We start from the raw sequence: 20,582 nt of genomic DNA, 5'->3' as shown, positions 1-20,582 counted from the left end.
GTAAAGAGCAGCTTATAGGTTTATAAATTTGTGTTCTTATGAAAGAGAATGTTCAGTATTTATAAGAACGCAAATAAACTTTAACTAGTGTATAACAAAGAGATAATATATTAGAAAGAAGGGCCCTTAATTGGGCCCTTTTTCCATATTCAGATATTATCGGAGTAGGGTAACATCACCTTTGCGGACGTTTCCGTCTTCAGCGGTTTTGCCATCTACGGTAGTAAATTCGACATAGTAGACGAATACTGCGGGATCCATAAGTTTACCGCGGAAAGTACCATCCCATCCTGCAGAAGGATCATTGGGAGCGAAGTCAGTAGCTTCGTAAACCAATTCACCCCAGCGGTCGAATACCATAAACTTGTCGATGCGCTCAATATCTACAGATCCGTAGACCGTAAAGACATCGTTAGAGCCATCGCCGTTAGGCGTAAAGGCATTCGGTACGAAGATCGAGCGGGCTTCATTAACGGTAATCACAACAGAAGCGGTATCGTTACAAGGCGTACCTAGATCGAAGGTCAGTTGAGTAGTTTGGGTAAGTTCATTGAGTGTAAGCTCAAAGCAATCACCACCTTGGCAGAGCACATTTTGGTTGCCATCTTGATCAACATAAGACCAATTGATTAGCGTACTATCGATATTTACAGAGTTCACGCTAGCGTTTACAGTCACCTCTTCACCCATTCGGATAGTTTGGTCACTGAAGGCTTGTACCGTCAACTGAGCGGGTTCGAAGATAGCTAGGCTATCTACCTCGAGCACACAACCATTAGAGTCGCGTACAAAGACCGTGTAGACTCCAGCGGTTAGCCCTTGATTAAAGATCACATCAGAAGTGAAGGGACCATTTTCATCTAGGCTAAACTCGTAGTCAGTGCCATTGAAAGGCGTACCACCAGTAATTCCGTTAGAATCGATTTGGATGAGGCCGTCATTGCCAGCGAAACAGCTCACAGAGTCTGTAGTAAATCCGGCAACGATAGGATCGGGTTCATCGACAAACACAGTAGCTACTTCTTGACAACCTTTAGCATCAGTTACAGTAGCTGTGTAGAAGATATCGCCGTCTAGGTCAGAGAGCGTAGTTGTGGTTGCTCCATTATCCCAGAGAACAGTAAATCCGTCAATGGTATTTCCACCTGTGGGATTGATGCTAATGCTAGCGTCGGCAGCGCCGAAGCAGCTTACATTTTGGTCCACAACAGGGTTAATTTCCAGTGTATCGGGTTCTGCGATACCTACAGCGGCAGAAGTATCTGTACAGCCGTTTGCATCGGTAACGATAACAAAGTAAGGTGCGGCTTGGAAGACACTATCAATAAAGTTAGCATCTAGGCCAGTAGCCGTTTGTGTAGTTTGCGTGGCTGCATTAGCAGACCATTCAAAGCTATAAGGTCCAGTACCACCGGTAGCAATAGCGCTTACGGTACCATCTTCATCGCCTACACAAGAAACAGGCGTAGTAGTTACATCTACTGTGATTCCGTCAGTTTCCAAGATTTCTACAGAAACGGGAATTTCACAGCTAATAGAGCTAGAGTCGCGGATAACGATTTGGTAAGTTCCACCTGCGAGTCCAGTAAGAACAAGCGGGTTAGTTGTTACGGACGTAAAGTTAGCGCCTCCATCTAGAGAGTAATCATAGCCGCCGTTTCCACCGAAGAGGTTAAGCGTAAGTTCACCATCATTGATTCCGTTACAAGTAACATGTTGGATATCGAGGATATTGGCCTGCATGGCTGTGGGTTCTGCCACAAATACAGTTTGAACATCAGAACATCCGTTGGCATCAGTTACGGTTACTGTGTAGTTCACATTACCTTGTAGGTTTCCGATATTGGCTGTTGTTTGGCCAATTGGAGACCAGTTATAGACATATCCACCGTTGGGGTAAGGAGTACCACCAGTTACAGTAGTAGTGACCGTACCGTCTTGTAGGCCATTACAGCTTACATCTGTAGCGCTAAGTAGAGCAATAAGTGTATCTGGAGAGGTCAAGTCAACAGTAAGTGTTGAGCTACAGAGGTTATTGTCTACCACTTCGATGGTGTAAGTTCCACCGCCGAGGTTAGCGAAAGTGGGAGAAGACTGAGCGAGACCACCGTTGATATTGTAAAGGTATCCAGCGGCTCCGCCGTTAGCGGCAACAGTAATGCTACCGTCAGCAGTGCTTCCACAGTTAGGATCGATAGTGCTAGCAACGACTAGGTCGAGCGGGCTAGGATCGCTAACCACTACAGAGTCGGTTGCAGTACAACCATTGGCATCAGTAATAGTCACATAGTAAGTATCGGCAGCTAGGCCAGTAATAGTATCAGTGTTAGCGGCATTAGACCAAAGGATGGCATAAGGTGCTTGTCCACCAGAAACGCTTACCGCGGCTTCACCGTCTGCGGCTCCTACACAGCTGATATCAAATCCGCTATAGTTAGAAGTAACAGCGATACCAGTATTGATAGCGCTACCGTCAGTCACCTGAACTTGCGTGCTGTTTGTACAGCCATTAGCGTCGGTAATATTGACAATGTAGCTACCAGGAGTAAGGTTAGAGAAGACTCCAGTAATATTAGTTGTTCCGTTAAGCTCGTAAGCATAAGGTGCAGTTCCACCAGTTCCTACGGCAGTTACTTCTCCATCGCTTCCGCCGTTACAGCCAGCAGCTACAGCCGTGGCAGTTACAGCAAGGAGAGTAGGTTCAGTAACTACTACAGAAGTAGTATCGAAGCAACCATTTGCATCAGTTACGGTGACTACATAAGTGCCAGCTCCTAGGCCAGAGACAGCCTGAGTAGTATCGGCAGTAGACCAGAGGAAGCTATAAGGAGCAGTACCGCCAGCAATTGGGCTAGGCACAATTACGCTAGCGTCATCGGCGCCATTACAGCTTACATCTTGACCATTATAGTCAGAAGTAACTACAGCTTGAGGAATCGCCAAAGGAGCAGGATCGTTGAGTGTTACTGTCTCGACGATAGAGCAGCCATTGGCATCGGCAATTGTAATGTTGTAAGTACCTGCATTTAGGTTGGTAAATACGCCATTATTAGTTGCGCCAGATCCGATATCATAAGTATAAGGACCAGTACCTGTAGTAGGATTAGCTTGGATGCTAATTGCACCGTTGTTATCTCCATTACAAGCAGGATCATTTTGTAGGGTTACTGTTGCAGCTAGGGCAACAGGTTCTGTAAGGATTACAGAGTCAGTAGCAGAACAGCCATTGATATCTGTAACGACCACCGTGTGAACTACTCCAGCATCTAGGCCAGTAGCTACAGCTGTAGTTTGACCAGAAGGAGACCAGAGGTAAGTAAATGTTCCAGTTCCACCTACGGCAACAGCAGTTGCTTCGCCATCGGCTGCAGCATTACAAGAGATCGTTCCAGTGATGCTAGCATCTACACGGACGGGATCGGGATCATCTAGGAAGATCGTACGAGTACGAGTACAACCTTGAGCATCCATCACCATCACGGTATAATTTCCTTCACAAAGGCCGTTGAAGGCACCTACAGCTTGGAAAGTATTTCCGCCATCGATAGAGAAGCTATAAGGAGCGGTAGCTCCTGTTGCAGAAAGCTGGATTTGACCGTCGCAATCTAGGTTACAGCTGGGGTTGATTGTCGTATCGATGCTCAACACTAGCGGAGTAGGTTCAGAGATCGTTACAGGCAAGCTAGCTTGGCAACCGTTTGCATCTTGAGCTACGATTGTGTAGCTAGAAGCGATAAGGTCGGGGAAGCTAGAGGTTGTGTCAAAGGCACCACCTTGGAAGCTGTAAGTATAAGGAGCGGTTCCGCCTGTAGCTGTAACAGAGACACTACCATCATTGCCACCAGCACAGCTCACATCATTTTCATTGACTAGAACAAGCTGAACTTGAGTGGGTGCATAAACAGTAGCAATTACAGTGTCTTGGCAGCCATTGGCATCTTGAACAATTACAGTATAGTTGATTCCGGCTACAGTACCAGCCAAGTTGTTATAAGTAACTTGGTTTGTAAAGGTGTTTCCATTGTCTACAGAGTAGATATAAGGAGCAACACCACCTGTAGCGGCTACAGTGAAGGCGCCATCGGCTTGGCCGAAGCAGCTAGCTTCAGTAGAATCGATGACTGTAATATCAAGTGCGGCAGGGCCAGTGATTGTTACACAAGCAACAGCATCACATAGGTTAGCGTCTGTTACTGTTACACAGTGTGTACCACCAGTTAGGCCAGTTGCGATAGCAGTAGTTTGGCCATTATCCCAGAGGTAAGTATAAGGAGCGGTTCCGCCAGTTACTGATACAGAAGCTTCGCCGTCTGCGCTATTTGCGCAGCTAATAGCAGAGCCATTATTATTTGAGATTACCTGAGTAGTCAAGTTCATAGAAGAACCTTGAGTAATCGTAGTACAAATAATATCAGAGCAACCATTGATATCTGTAACCGTCACGCAGTAAGTACCTACACTTAGGTTAGAGAAGATACCATTTGCTTGAGGACCGTTTCCGATATCGAAGGTATAGTTAGGAGTAGCACCAGAAGCTTGTACTTCAAAAGAGCCTGAAGTTGCTCCGGCACATCCAATATCTACTTGGTTAACTACAGCCAAGTTAAGAGGAGTGGGCTCGCTAAGCGTTACAGAGTCTACAACAGAACAGCCATTTTGATCAGTGATCGTTACATAGGCATTGTTGCAAAGGTTTGTTGCTGTAAAGCTTGTCTGACCATTGCTCCATTGGAAAGTATAAGTACCAGTTCCACCGGCTCCTACAGCTGTAGCGGCACCATCGCAGGCTCCTGCACAGCTAATTTGGTTACCATTATAGTTAGAGGTAACATTGATTGTAGAAGTAAGTGCAGCTGGACCGTTGATTACGAAAGGAACAGTAGTGAAGCAGCCATTTGCATCGCTAACAGTAGCTTCATAATTTCCTACAGCTAAGTTAGTGAAGGTATTTGCAGCTTGAGGACCGTTTCCGATATCGTAAGTATAGTTAGCTGTTCCACCGGTAGCAGTTACAGTAGCTTGACCAGTTGCATCTCCGTTACAGAGAACATCTACAGTAGACTGTAGGCTAGCTACAACAGGAGTAGGATTAGCGATAGTTACAGTAGCTGTAGCTTGACAGCCATTCGCATCCGTAACTTGTACACTATAGTTTGCTCCACCACAAAGGTTCGTGGCTGTTGCAGTAGACTGGTTATTTGCAGACCATACATAAGTATAAGGTGCTGTTCCACCAGCAGCAGTAACTGTAGCTTCCCCATCGCAGCTATTGAAGCAGCTAACATCTGCTCCATTATAGTTTGAGGTCACAACTGCAGAAGCAGTAAGTACAGCAGCGGGTTCTGTAATAGTTACAGAAATAGTAGTCGAGCAATAGTTCAAGTCTGTTACTGTTACGCTATAGAAGCCAGCAGGAAGGTTATTGAATACATTGCTAGACACTGGTCCATCACCAATATCATAAGTATAACCAGGAGTACCACCAGTAGCGCCGATAGTAAATGCTCCTGAAGAGTCACCTAGACAGCCAACATTAGTTTGGCTAGCTACTGTAGCATTGACTAGGTTAGGTTCTAAGATCTCGATAGAATCGATTTGAGTACATCCGCCAGCATCAGTAACAGAAACGTAGTACATTCCTACATCGAGGCCAGTTTGGCTAGCTGTAGTAGGTCCGTTACTCCATTGAATAGAGTAAGCGGGGACACCACCTGCTACTGCTACGCTAATGGCAGCATCAGCAGCTCCGTTACAGGTAATTTGCTGTCCGTTGTACAAAGTATCATTAACTACAGAAAGTAGTAATGGGTTAGCAGGCTGAGCGATAGTGACACAGGCTGTTGTTGTACATCCATTATCATCTGTAATAGTCACACAGTTGTTACCGGCAAAGAGCTGAGTAGCAGAAACCGTAGTTTCTCCACTAGGCCATAGGTAAGTCAAAGTACCTGTTCCGCCTGTAGCCGTTACTGTAGCAGCACCATCGTTACCGCCATTACAGCTTGCATCGTTGTCAACCACAGCTGTAGCGACGATTTGAGCTGGTGCGCTAAGCGTTACTGTTTGGATATCAGTACAGCCACTAGCATCAGTTACCGTTACACTATAAAGTGTATCTGCACAGAGGCCAGTTGCCGTAGCTGTAGTTTGGGCTGCAGCATTATCCCATTGGAAGGTATAAGGAGCAGTTCCACCAGCAGCTGTTACATTAGCTTCACCATCACAAGCTGTAGGACAGCTTACTTCAGCACCATTATAGTTTGAAGTAATATTTACTGTTGCATTTACAGCGATGAGTGGTTGTCCAATAGTTACTGTTTGTGTCGCTTGACATCCATTTTCATCTGTAGCAGTCACTGTATATGAACCAGCAGCGAGAGCAGTAGCAGTAGCTGTAGTTTGTCCAGCAGGATCATTCCATAGGTAAGTGTAAGTACCTGTAGGTGCTGTACCATTGCTAGCAGTTACCGTTGCTTCTCCATCATTACCACCGTTACAAGTAGCATCTACAGTAGACACTACAGCAACAGTAACTTGAGTAGGTTCAGTTACCGTAACAGAGGCTGTAGTTTGGCAGCCATTTGCATCTGTAACAACAACGTTGTAGGTACCAGCAGCTACACCAACAACAGTATCTGTAGTTGCAGTATTGCTCCAGTTGTAAGTATAAGGAGCTGTTCCACCAGTAGTGCTTACAGCGATAGTACCATCCGCACTTCCATTACAGCTAACATCTTCACCGTTGTAGGCAGGATTTGCGACAACAGTAGCAGAAGCAGCAAGTGCAGCTGCGGGTTCAGCAATAGAACCACAGCTTACCGTTTGACAGCCATTTGCATCTGTAATAGTGACGCAAACCGGGCCGGCAACTAAGCCACTAGCTGTAGCTGTAGTTTGGGCTGCAGCATCATCCCATTGATAAGTATAGGTTCCTGTTCCGCCTGTTGCAGTGACAGTAGCCACTCCATCATTTCCTCCGAAACAAGAAACATCAGAAGTATTAACTGTTCCGACAAGAGCCACTGGTGCAATCAGCTGAGCTGTATCTACAGCAACACAACCATTTGCATCAGTTACAGTAACACCGACAATACCCGCGGGTAGTCCAGTTACTGAAGCGGTAGTTGGTGCTCCAGCAGAAGACCATTGGTAAGAATAAGCTCCAGTACCACCAACTACATTAACTGTAGCTTCACCGTCAGCGAAGGTGTTACAAGAAATTTGAGCTCCATTATAGTTTGAAGTAATTGTAATACTGGCATTCAAGGCATTGCTAGGTGCAGAGATTACTGCAGTAGCTACACGTTGACATCCATTTGCATCAGTTACGGTTACATTATAAGTACCTGCAGCTAGGCTATCAGCTGTAGCCGTTGTTTGGTTACCTGCATTAGCATCCCAGAGGTAGCTATAGTTAGCTGTTCCACCAGTAGCTGTTACTGTTGCAGTACCATTATTGCCTGCATTACAGCTTGCATCTGTAGTAGAAGTTACTGTTGCTACTAATTGTGTAGGTTCAGTAATTGTTACACAAACAACATCCGAACAACCATTTGCATCTGTTACGGTCACACAGAAGTTTCCGGCAGACAATCCAGTGGCAGTAGCTGTAGTTTGACTAGCTGCAGCAGCATCCCATAGATAAGTGTAAGGAGCTGTTCCGCCTGTAGCGGCAGCAAGGGCTTCACCATCGTTTCCACCAAAGCAACTAACGGCGGCCACTTCACTAGCTGTAGCTAATACAGAAGAAACAGGTTCTCCAATAATTACACTAGTTTGTGCGGTACAACCATTAGCATCAGTTACAGTAACTGAATAAGGACTTAGAGCAGCGCTCAAGTTTGTTGCTGTAGCAGTCGTTTGGTTAGCTGCATTAGCATCCCACTGATAGGTATAACCAGGAGTTCCAGCAGTTCCAGCTACAGTAGCTGTTCCATCAGAACCTCCGTTACAGCTTGCATCTGTAGTAGACACAACAGCCGCATTTACTAGAGTAGGTTCAGTTAGAGTAGTACAAGCTTGTTGCACACAGCCATTTGCATCGGTAGCCGTTACGCAGTAGGCACCATCTGCAAGGTTAGTAATGCTCTGAGTTGTTTGTCCACCCAAATCCCATACATAGTTGTAGGGAGCTACACCACCTGCAGTATTTGCAGTAAGTGATCCATCACTACCTCCATTACAAGAGATATCAGTTACACTCAATGCTAGCGTAAATACTGTGGCAGGTTCTGTAATTGTATAAGATGCAGTTTGAACACAGCCATTTGCATCGGTTACGGTTACCGTATAAAGTCCAGCTGTGAGGTTCATCAAATTTGCAGTAAATGCACCATTTGACCAGTTGTAGTTGTAAGGAGTAGCTCCTCCACTTACAGCAAGTGTAATAGATCCAGAAGAATCTCCTCTACAGTCTACATCTACTGTTGTTCCAACAACTGTGATTGCAGCAGGATCTACAACAGTAACTGTTGTTACTGCAGTACAACCATTGGCATCAGTTGTAGTTACGTTATATGCTCCAGCACTTAGGTTAGTTGCTGTTGCCGTCAATTGACTGGCAGCATTACCGTCCCACTCGTAAGTATAAGGGGCAACACCACCGCTTGCTACAACAGATGCACTACCATCGTTACCAGCTACACAGCTTGGAGAGTTGTTAGTTAATTCTGTAAGCTGAACCACTGTTGCAGGTTCAGTAATATTAACACAAACAACAGTCTGACAAGCATTCGCATCAGAAACAGTTACACAGTGTGTTCCTGCGGCTAGAGCAGTTGCGGTAGCTGTCGTTTGTCCGTCAGTCCAAATATAAGTATAAGGTGCAGTTCCACCAGTAGCAGCGACTGTAGCCTGTCCATTAGCGCCTCCATTACAAGCTACATCATTATCAACAGTAGCTGTTGCAGTAAGAACTGCAGGAGCAACAACAGTAACAATAGCTGTATCAGTACAGCCATTTGCATCGGTAGCTGTTACCGTGTAAGTACCTGCTGCAACATTTGGAGCGATTGCAGTTGTAGCACCATTAGACCAAGCGAAATTATATGGTCCTGTGCCATCTACTGCTGTAGCTGTAAGCTCTCCATCAGCTGCAGTAGCACAACTCACATCCTGACCATTAAAGTTTGAAGTAATAGATGCTGTAACATCTACCAAACCAGCAGGCTGAGAAACAGTAGCAGAAGCCACAGAAGTACAACCATTTGCATCAACTACAGTCACATCATAAGAACCAGCAGCTAGGCCAGTTGCAGTCGCTGTAGTTTGGCTATTTGCATTAGCATCCCAAATATAAGTGTATGCGGGACCTACAGCATTAGGAGTTCCACCTGTAGCAGTAACTGTAGCTGATCCAGTTGAATCATTACGACAATCTACATCTACAGTACTACTAATTGTAGCTACAACAAGAGTAGGTTGACTAATAGTTACTGTAGTGACAGCGGTACAGCCATTTGCATCTGTAGCTGTTACTGCATAAGTACCAGCAGACAAATTATTAGCTGTGGCACCAATCTGACCACCTGTAGCCCCATCCCACTGATAAGTGTAGCCGGGAGTACCATCAAGAGCTGCAACAGTTGCAGAACCATTACTACCTCCATTACAAGAAACATCAGTAGTAGACACTACATTTACAGCAACTGAAGAAGCAGGTTCCTCAATAATTACTGTAGCATCCGTTGCACAAAGGTTAGCATCAGTAACAGTCACATTATATACACCTGCAGCCAATCCAGTTGCGACAGCTGTAGTTTGTGTGTTAGACCAGTTGTAGCTATAGCTTCCTGTTCCACCAGATCCCATTACAGTGGCAGAACCTGTACTTTGACCTTGACAAAGTACATCTACAGAATCTGTAATTGTTGCTTGGACTGCAGTAGGACCATTTAAGGTTACACAAGAAGTATCGCGGCAACCATTCGCATCTGCTGCGATTACACAGTATGTACTTGCAGCTAGACCTGTTGCCGTTTGTGTAGTTTGAGAGTTAATATCCCAAACATAAGTATAGTTTCCTGCTCCTCCACTAGCATTTGCAGTGGCAGAACCGTCAGTATCACCAAAACAAGAAACATTAAATCCATTATAATCTGAGACAGCAGTTGCAGTTACAGCAACAGCAGTTGCCGGCTGAGCAATAGTCACACAGTTAGTTGCTGTACAGCCATTGGCATCTGTTACTGTCACACAGTAAGTACCAGCAGCTAGACCAACAATATTCGCTGTTGTCTGAGCCCCTGCAGCAGCATCCCATTGATAACTTAGAGGAGCTGTTCCGCCAGATCCCATCACAGTAGCTTCACCAGTAGACTCTCCAAAACAGTTTACATCTACAGTGTTTACTGTAGTAACTACTAAAGGAGTAGGGTTCGTCAATGTAATACAATCACTAACCGTACAGCCTAGGCTATCTGTAACAGTAACACAATATGTTCCTGCGCCGAGTCCAGTAAGTGTTGAAGTCACATCTCCTGTTCCCCACTGGTAAGCTAGAGAACCACTACCACCAGAACCTACAGCCTCTACAGAACCATCTGTATTTCCTGCACAGCTAACTGGAGCGAGCTCATTAAGAGTTACTGCTACAGCCTGGGTGGGTTCTGTAATTGTTACGCAAAGACTGTTTTGACAATTATTAGCATCTGTAACTGTTACACAATAAGTGCCAGCAGCCAAAGCTGTTGCGGTTGCTGTATTTTGGTTAGCAGCCGCAGCGTCCCATTGGTAAATATAAGGTGCGGTTCCACCTGTAGTACCAATAGTTGCTTCTCCAGTTGCGTCACCAAAACAGTTCACATTAACTTGATTGTCTACAGTTAGAGCAATTGGAGCAGGCTCTGTAACTGTTACACAGCTTACAGCTGTACAGCCTAAATTGTCAGTTACAGTCACACAATGTGTTCCTGCGGCTAGACCTGTTGCAACTTGAGTTGTCTGACCATTGGTCCAAAGATAACTCAAAGGTGCTGTTCCACCTGCAGCGGTTGCTGTTGCCTCTCCATCTGCAGAGCCAGCGCAACTAACATCTTGTCCATTATAATTAGACGTTACTGCAGTATTTGCTGTCACGGCTGAAGCTGGCTGGTTTACTGTAGCACAAACTGTTGCAGTACAAGAATTTGCATCCGTCACAGTTACACAGTGTGTTCCTGCGGCTAAGCCTGCATTAACAGTTGTAGTTGTTCCATTATCCCAAAGATAAGTATAAGGTGAAGTTCCACCTGCGGCAGCTACTGTAGCAGCCCCTGTAGACTGACCAAAGCAATTCACATCTACAGTAGATGTAATTGTTGGCGTCAATACAGCAGGATCATCTACAGTTACGCTAGCTGTTGCTGTACAGCCATTCGCATCCGTTGAGGTTACGGTATATGTACCTGCGCATAGGCCAGTTGCCGTAGCTGTTGTTTGTCCATCACTCCATACATAAGTATAAGGTGAAGTTCCGCCAGCTCCTGCTGCTGTTGCACTACCATCACAAGCACCGGCACAGCTAATTTCCTCTCCATTATAGGGAGCAGCCACTGTACCCGCTACGGTATGCGCCGCGCCAGGTTCGTTAATTGTTACACATGAGCTGATTGTACAGCCATTCGCATCGGTTACCGTTACACAGAATGAAGCAGAGGCCGACAAGTTTGTCGCTGTGGCCGTCGTCTGTCCATCATCCCAAAGATAACTATATGCGCCCGTACCCCCTACAGCTGTAACTGTTGCTGTTCCGTCTGTTCCTGCATTACAAGATACATCCGTTCCAACACTGCTTGCTGTTAATGCTGCGGGATCATCTACTGTTACGCTAGCTGTTGCTGTACAGCCATTCGCATCCGTTGAGGTTACGGTATATGTACCTGCGCATAGGCCAGTTGCTGTAGCTGTTGTTTGTCCATCACTCCATACATAGGTATAGGGTGAAGTTCCTCCAGCTCCTGCTGCTGTTGCACTACCATCACAAGCACCGGCACAGCTAATCTCCTCTCCATTATAGGGAGCAGCCACTGTACCCGCTACGGTATGCGCCGCGCCAGGTTCGTTAATTGTTACACATGAGCTGATTGTACAGCCATTCGCATCGGTTACCGTTACACAGAATGAAGCAGAGGCCGACAAGTTTGTCGCTGTGGCCGTCGTCTGTCCATCATCCCAAAGATAACTATATGCGCCCGTACCCCCTACAGCTGTAACTGTTGCTGTTCCGTCTGTTCCTGCATTACAAGATACATCCGTTCCAGCACTGCTTGCTGTTAATGTCGCGGGATCATCTACTGTTACGCTAGCTGTTGCTGTACAGCCATTCGCATCGGTTGAGGTTACGGTATATGTACCTGCGCATAGGCCAGTTGCTGTAGCTGTTGTTTGTCCATCACTCCATACATAGGTATAGGGTGAAGTTCCTCCAGCTCCTGCTGCTGTTGCACTACCATCACAAGCACCGGCACAGCTAATCTCCTCTCCATTATAGGGAGCAGCCACTGTACCCGCTACGGTATGCGCCGCGCCAGGTTCGTTAATTGTTACACATGAGCTGATTGTACAGCCATTCGCATCGGTTACCGTTACACAGAATGAAGCAGAGGCCGACAAGTTTGTCGCTGTGGCCGTCGTCTGTCCATCATCCCAAAGATAACTATATGCGCCCGTACCCCCTACAGCTGTAACTGTTGCTGTTCCGTCTGTTCCTGCATTACAAGATACATCCGTTCCAGCACTGCTTGCTGTTAATGTCGCGGGATCATCTACTGTTACGCTAGCTGTTGCTGTACAGCCATTCGCATCGGTTGAGGTTACGGTATATGTACCTGCGCATAGGCCAGTTGCTGTAGCTGTTGTTTGTCCATCACTCCATACATAGGTATAAGGTGAAGTTCCGCCAGCTCCTGCTGCTGTTGCACTACCATCACAAGCACCGGCACAGCTAATTTCCTCTCCATTATAGGGAGCAGCCACTGTACCCGCTACGGTATGCGCCGCGCCAGGTTCGTTAATTGTTACACATGAGCTGATTGTACAGCCATTCGCATCGGTTACCGTTACACAGAATGAAGCAGAGGCAGACAAGTTTGTCGCTGTGGCCGTCGTCTGTCCATCATCCCAAAGATAACTATATGCGCCCGTACCCCCTACAGCCGTAACTGTTGCTGTTCCGTCTGTTCCTGCATTACAAGATACATCCGTTCCAACACTACTTGCTGTTAATGTCGCGGGATCATCTACAGTTACGCTCGCTGTTGCTGTACAGCCATTCGCATCTGTTGAGGTTACGGTATATGTACCTGCGCATAGGCCAGTTGCTGTAGCTGTTGTTTGTCCATCACTCCATACATAGGTATAAGGTGAAGTTCCGCCAGCTCCTGCTGCTGTTGCACTACCATCACAAGCACCGGCACAGCTAATCTCCTCTCCATTATAGGGAGCAGCTACTGTACCCGCTACGGTATGCGCCGCGCCAGGTTCGTTAATTGTTACACATGAACTGATTGTACAGCCATTCGCATCGGTTACCGTTACACAGAATGAAGCAGAGGCAGACAAGTTTGTCGCTGTGGCCGTCGTCTGTCCATCATCCCAAAGATAACTATATGCGCCCGTACCCCCTACAGCCGTAACTGTTGCTGTTCCGTCTGTTCCTGCATTACAAGATACATCCGTTCCAACACTACTTGCTGTTAATGTCGCGGGATCATCTACAGTTACGCTCGCTGTTGCTGTACAGCCATTCGCATCTGTTGAGGTTACGGTATATGTACCTGCGCATAGGCCAGTTGCCGTAGCTGTTGTTTGTCCATCACTCCATACATAGGTATAAGGTGAAGTTCCGCCAGCTCCTGCTGCTGTTGCACTACCATCACAAGCACCGGCACAGCTAATCTCCTCTCCATTATAGGGAGCAGCCACTGTACCCGCTACGGTATGCACCGCGCCAGGTTCGTTAATTGTTACACATGAGCTGACTGTACAGCCATTCGCATCGGTTACCGTTACACAGAATGAAGCAGAGGCCGACAAGTTTGTCGCTGTGGCCGTCGTCTGTCCATCATCCCAGAGATAACTATATGCGCCCGTACCCCCTACAGCCGTAACTGTTGCTGTTCCGTCTGTTCCTGCATTACAAGATACATCCGTTCCAACACTACTTGCTGTTAATGCTGCGGGATCATCTACAGTTACGCTAGCTGTTGCTGTACAGCCATTCGCATCTGTTGAGGTTACGGTATATGTACCTGCGCATAGGCCAGTTGCAGTAGCTGTTGTTTGTCCATCACTCCATACATAAGTATAAGGTGAAGTTCCGCCAGCTCCTGCTGCTGTAGCACTACCATCACAAGCACCGGCACAGCTAATCTCCTCTCCATTATAGGGAGCAGCTACTGTACCCGCTACGGTATGCGCCGCGCCAGGTTCGTTAATTGTTACACATGAACTGATTGTACAGCCATTCGCATCGGTTACCGTTACACAGAATGAAGCAGAGGCCGACAAGTTTGTCGCTGTGGCCGTCGTCTGTCCATCATCCCAGAGATAACTATATGCGCCCGTACCCCCTACAGCTGTAACTGTTGCTGTTCCGTCTGTTCCTGCATTACAAGATACATCCGTTCCGGCACTACTTGCCGTTAATGCGGGTGGATCATTGACTACTACAGTTGCGGTAGCAGTACAGCTATTCGCATCTGTTGAGGTTACGGTATATGTACCTGCGCATAGGCCAGTTGCTGTAGCTGTTGTTTGTCCATCACTCCATACATAGGTATAAGGTGAAGTCCCGCCAGATCCAACTGCTGTAGCACTACCATCACATGCGCCGGCACAGCTAATTTGTTGACCATTGTATGGTGCGCTTACTGCAGCATTGACAGTATGTGCAGCTCCTGGTTCATTAACAGGCACACAAGCACTAACTGTACAACCATTGGCATCAGTTACTGTCACACAGAAAGATGCAGAAGCTGACAAGCTTGTCGCTGTTGCTGTTGTCTGTCCATCATCCCAAAGATAAGTATATGCACCTGTACCTCCAGAAATAGAAGCCGTGGCAGTTCCATCAGTACCAGCATTACAAGATACATCCGTAGAGCTCATAGCTGCTGTTAAAGCGGCTGGATCAGAAACAGTGACAACTACAGTAGCTGTACAGCCATTAGCATCCGTTGAAGTAACATTATAAGTTCCTGCACATAGAGCAGTTGCTGTAGCTGTAGTCTGACCATCACTCCATACATAAGTATAAGGTGCTGTTCCACCAGCTCCTGCTGCTGTTGCACTACCATCACAAGCGCCAACACAACTAATTTGTTGACCATTGTAAGGTGTAGCTACCGATGCGCTGACTGTATGTACAATAGGTTCGCTAATAAGTACACAAGAAGATGAGGTACATCCATTAGCATCTGAAATAGTTACACATTGACTACCTGCAGGAAGAACTGTTGCCGAAGCTGTTGTTTCTCCATTAGACCATAGGTAAGTGTAAGGAGCCGTTCCGCCTGTTGCTGTTGCTGTTGCAGCACCGTCATTACCGCCATTACAGCTAACATCCTGATCCAAAGCCGTTGAACTACTTAGTAGTGCAGGCTCATTGATTACAATATTAGTTACTGCAGAACAACCTGGAGTTGTATTGATATCAGTAACTGTAATATCATAAGTTCCTGCGGGTAGGTTAGCAAAAGTTACAGGTGTAGCCAATGCGCCAGCAGCCTGAGTATCAATTGCTGAGATAGGACCAGAAATAGCTACTTCGTAAGGACCAACACCATCTGTTGCTCCAGCACGAATTACAGCTGTACTATCTCCATTACATAGAATTTGTGCTGTTTGCACAACCTGAGGCGTAACAGGATACTTGACCGGCATATTTACAGTCAAAGTTGCTGTACAAGCGTTTTCATCAGTAGCTGTTACAGTATAAGAAGTAGCAGGTCCTCCTGTTAAGCCTGTTACCAAAGCCGTTGTTTGGGCTGTTCCAGACCAACTATAAGAATAAAGACCAGTACCTCCTTGTGCCTCTACCTCGATTACTCCATCCGCATCATAGCTACAATCTACTGTATCTACTTGGATCAAGTTAATTACTAGAGGATCAGGCTCTCCTACTGTTACACAAGTAGAAGAAGAACAGCCATTATCATCAGTTACAGTAACACAGTAGACGCCAGGGGCCAAACCACTTTGTTCTGTTGTCAAAACATTGTTTTCTACAAAACCATTATCCCATACATAATCATATGGAGCAGTTCCATCAATAGTAGCCACACGAATAAATCCGTCGGTACCACCTGCACAACTAACATCTGCCAAAGAGTCTAATTGGGCACTAGGTTGAGTTGGACCAGCAAAAACAAATATAGTTTCAACAGTATCACAACCAGTATTTGCATCTGTAATTGTTACTGTATAACCAGCTACAGGAAGACTACTAATAGTAGAACTAGCAACAGCTGTCTCCACTACACCATTAGACCAGTTGAAGTCATAACTTCCAGAGCCATTCAAAGGAGCAGCAGTAGCTGTACCATCATTACCACAAATAGTAGTTGTTGAGCTAAGATTAGGATCAAGGTCAGGATATACATTAACATCAAAAGAAACAGAAGAAGGACAAGACAAACGAGTCTGACCATTAGTTACTGTTACAGAATAAATAGTAGCAATATAAGTTGTGCTATCATTAGGGGTAACATCTACAGTACTCTGAGAAGTTACGGTCAAGTTTCCTACTGTAGGAGACCAAATAACAGAATCTGTTGGGCTCAAGCCATTCAAGGTCAAAGTAGACGTTTCTCCTTTACAAATATCATTAACAGGATTTGCAGCTGTTGCTGTAGGTACAGGATCAACATACAAATAAGCGGTATCCAAAGGAGAGTCTCCACAACAGTCAGTAATGAGCTGCAATTCTACAACATAGAAGCCAGCTACATTAAACTGTGCGTTAGGCGTACACTGAACATCAATAGGGTTAGGAATAGCCCCACTAAAGTTCCAAATAATAGAGTCCGCATAAATATCACTACAGAAACTAGCTGTTTCTCCTACACAAAGCTGGAAAGTATCATTTCCAATCAAATTCGCTGTACTTGAAATAGTAGGTTGGTAAGCCCCATCAAAGGCAATATTATGGAAGTCAGTATAATTAAAGCCTGAATGAGCAATAGTATAACGTCCAACACTATCATATTGAGTGGTATCAGGGTTGTGAATACCATTAGTAGGATTAGCTAGGTTGCCAATCACATCAAAGTCCCAATCTGTAATATTGAAACCCGCACCAGGGTTACCAACAGGCAAGCCAGTATCTTCAAAACGAACGGTTGCTTTCGTACAGTTTACATTTTCTACAATGATGACTGGCTCTACAGTAAAGTCATAAAGAGAGTCAGCATTAACTAGTGGTTGTGAAGCTACAGCAGAAGATACCATAACATTTACTGAGTAACCTGCAGTACCATTACCACCACGGCCACCAGCGCCACCATCACCACCACGGCCACCAGCGCCACCTTGGCTTACTCCGCCACCAGATAGTCCGCCAGAACCACCAGCGCCACCAGTTCCACCAGCGCCACCAAGTCCACCAGTACCTCCTACACCTGCAGTAGATGTAGTGATATTACAATCTTGAATATTACCATTGGCTCCGTTGCTATAGATGTAGACCCCAAAAGATCCACCACCACCATAGGCACCAAAACCACCAATACCGCCAGAGGCACCGCCGCCACCGCCGCCGCCACCGCCACCGGTGTTAGGCGCTGCAGCATAGGCTCCTCCACCACCACAACCACCAGTTCCACCAATACCGTTTTGGCCTTGGAGAGCTTGTGTGCCAGGGAAGAAAAATGCCAAAGCAGTAGGAGCAGGACCAACAGGCGCATTTGCACCATTTGCTCCAGAAGTACCCACAGTACCATTTGCTCCATTTGGAGAACCAGGCGTACCAGCAGCAGCACCGCCGCCAAGTCCAGTTGCTCCAGTAGGACAAGGAACAGAAGTTACACTTCCGCCCAAACCATTTACATCAGGTGGAATACCGCCAGATCCAGCACCACCACCATCCTGAGCACCAACAGCAGAAGGCGAATGCACATTACCGGCTCCACCGCCGCCACCGCCGCCACCAGAAGAACTGGCAACAGACGCACTATCTCCACCATCACCAGGCAAAGGAATACCAGTATTGCCACCAGAAGCTCCAGAGCCCCCATTACCAAAACCAGAAAGTCCTCCTCCAGATCCACCATTACCACCACCGGCATAGGTGTCTAGAATACCTGCTGAACCAGCAACGCCATCTCCACCAGGATCGCCATCAAAACCAATAGAACCAGCCGTTCCATCAGCTCCATCTCCAGCAGCTCCAGCAGAAATTGAACAGCGTACAATATTATAGTCAGAACAGCTCGTCAAACGAAGACCATAAGTAGACATACCCAAAGAGTCTGCATCATCTGTGGTAATCGTCAAATCTTGCAAACGGAATCCCTGCGCATTCGAGGCATTCATCGCAATGAGTTGATAAGCATTTGCAAAACCCAAGGGGTTTGCATTAGTTCTGTTAATTACAGTCTGTGCTACATCAGATGTTTTCTCCCACAAGTTTGTAGGATCAAATCCACCCTCAATAGTCAAAAAGCTCGTGATGTTTAAGGTCGTGTCAATGTTGTACACCCCTTGGGCCATCTTAATTACTGTATTGTTACAAGACGAACGCGCAATAGCCGCCTCAATCGTCGTAGGATCAAACTGTGTACCCGCACCAGCGGCACTAGCCGTGGGCGATACATAAATATTGATACACTCCACAGGTCCACGAGGTGGGCCAATCACCAAACAGGCTTGTTCCGTAGTTGTACAACCCGTAACAGGGTCAGCCACCACAACATCATAGCAAATTGTAGAGTCCGTAACATTAGGCAAGGTAATATCAATAGAAGACTGTGCCCCAGTTACACTACCCGCTCCCATAGAAGCTCCAGTAGGATCAAACCACTCAAAGGTATAACCCGCACGATCCGCAGCACCAACTAAGGTAACTACAGCTCCCGCACAAGCATTTACCCCATTAGGCGTTACCGCCACCATAGGATCATCCTGTACATTAACTACAACAAAATCACTAGTGGTACAACCATCAGAATAATAAATCGTCGTCTGATATATAGTAGTAATAGCAGGGGTAGCAATAACATTCGCCCCCTGATTCGTATTTAAACCCGTATTCGGCGACCATACAATACTATCAATTACTGTAGGCGCTGTAGGCGCATTAGCTACAGCTTGCAAAGGCACCGACTCTCCCGCACAAATAGTCGTATCAGGTAATGCTGTTACCGCAGGGTTGGGGTTGGCAATTACATTTACTGTATAAGTAAATGTATTGGCCCCCAATAAAGGACAGTCATCATCTTGTACCGTTACCGTAAAGGTATGTTGTCCAACATCAGCAACTGTAGGATTCCAACAAAATTGACCCAAAACAGAATCACCGCTGATCTGCGTGGTCGTAAAGGTGGCGCCAGGGATAGCACCATTCCAATACATCAATACATTGTTGCCATCAGGATCAGAACCCAAAACATCAAAACACAAAGCATTACCAAAACAAGAGGTAATCTCATAATCAATAATACCATTCCCCGTAGCTAAGTCAATCCCGGTAGCCGCCGGCAAGGTGTTCGAACAATTCAATACCGTAAACTGAAGGTCACGAACCGTTTCCCCAATCTTTACGCCGCCTCGATACTCCTCTACCAAAACACAAAGTACACCTACTTGCTGTGTGGTAGGTGTAAAGGCTATAGCCCCCGTGTTCGGGTCAATGTTGATCCCCGTAGAAGAAGATAAGGGAGTCGTTCCCCCAAATCCACCAGAGTATTCTACCGGATTATTTCTGGCCTCCTCACAATCAATCAAGGAGTAAACCAAAGAATCCCCATCAGGGTCATAGCCCCCATGGTTATAAAATACCGGCTGGTTCCGACAAAGAAAAGCCGTCGGTATGTTCAAAAATTGTGGCGAATTATCACATGGCGATAAGGTGTTGTCCATATGCGCCTCAATATATAAAGATTCTCCACCTCCATTGGTTAAAGTCGTGATCGCCCTATTTCGACAACACAACTGATAGGAAATTCGATAATCAGTACAGCCCGCAGGCAAAGTAATGACTCGCTCATATAAAAAAGATTCTACCCCATAAGCCCCATTACCACTACATGCAGTAGGCTCAGTGGGACACAATGGCGTAATATCCTGTGGGTAACCTGTCACCCGATTCAACGTATAACTGCTGTTCAATCCACAGCCGTTAATCGTAATCCGGGCCGTTGTTCCCAAATTTACTCCATTACAATCTCGATACAGATTCAGCCGAAACCGATACTGATTCGGCCCCACGCATTCCCAAGCCAAATCCGCCCCCATAACGTGGGTCGCTTTGGCCTCCTGCTGAAATGCGAAACTCAGCAATACCACTAGGGCAAGCTGACTGCAGGCAACTAATAGTTGTCTTAATCGATACATAGGGTTCTCTAATTTTGCGGTCGTATAGAATGATGTTGTTGCGGTATTCCTAC

At 46.2% G+C, this 20,582-nt stretch carries 1 protein-coding gene; it reads right to left on the bottom strand.

The genetic code is table 11. The features are described 5' to 3' along the window. Window positions 1-156: 156 nt before the first annotated feature. Window positions 157-20,529, bottom strand: coding sequence for a T9SS type B sorting domain-containing protein (locus OP864_RS08855; RefSeq protein ID WP_270097859.1), 20,373 nt, complete (start codon window positions 20,527-20,529; stop codon window positions 157-159). Between the last annotated feature and the right edge of the window lie 53 nt (window positions 20,530-20,582).

The sequence above is a fragment of the Saprospira grandis genome (assembly GCF_027594745.1).
Taxonomy (GTDB): Bacteria; Bacteroidota; Bacteroidia; order Chitinophagales; family Saprospiraceae; genus Saprospira; species Saprospira grandis.
Note: the sequence above shows the minus strand (reverse complement) of the source record. Positions and strands in the feature narration are given on the sequence as shown.

Coding starts and splice junctions, on each gene's coding strand:
- OP864_RS08855 (WP_270097859.1), bottom strand. CDS start 20,529: ATGTATCGATTAAGACAACTATTAGTTGCCTGCAGTCAGCTTGCCCTA.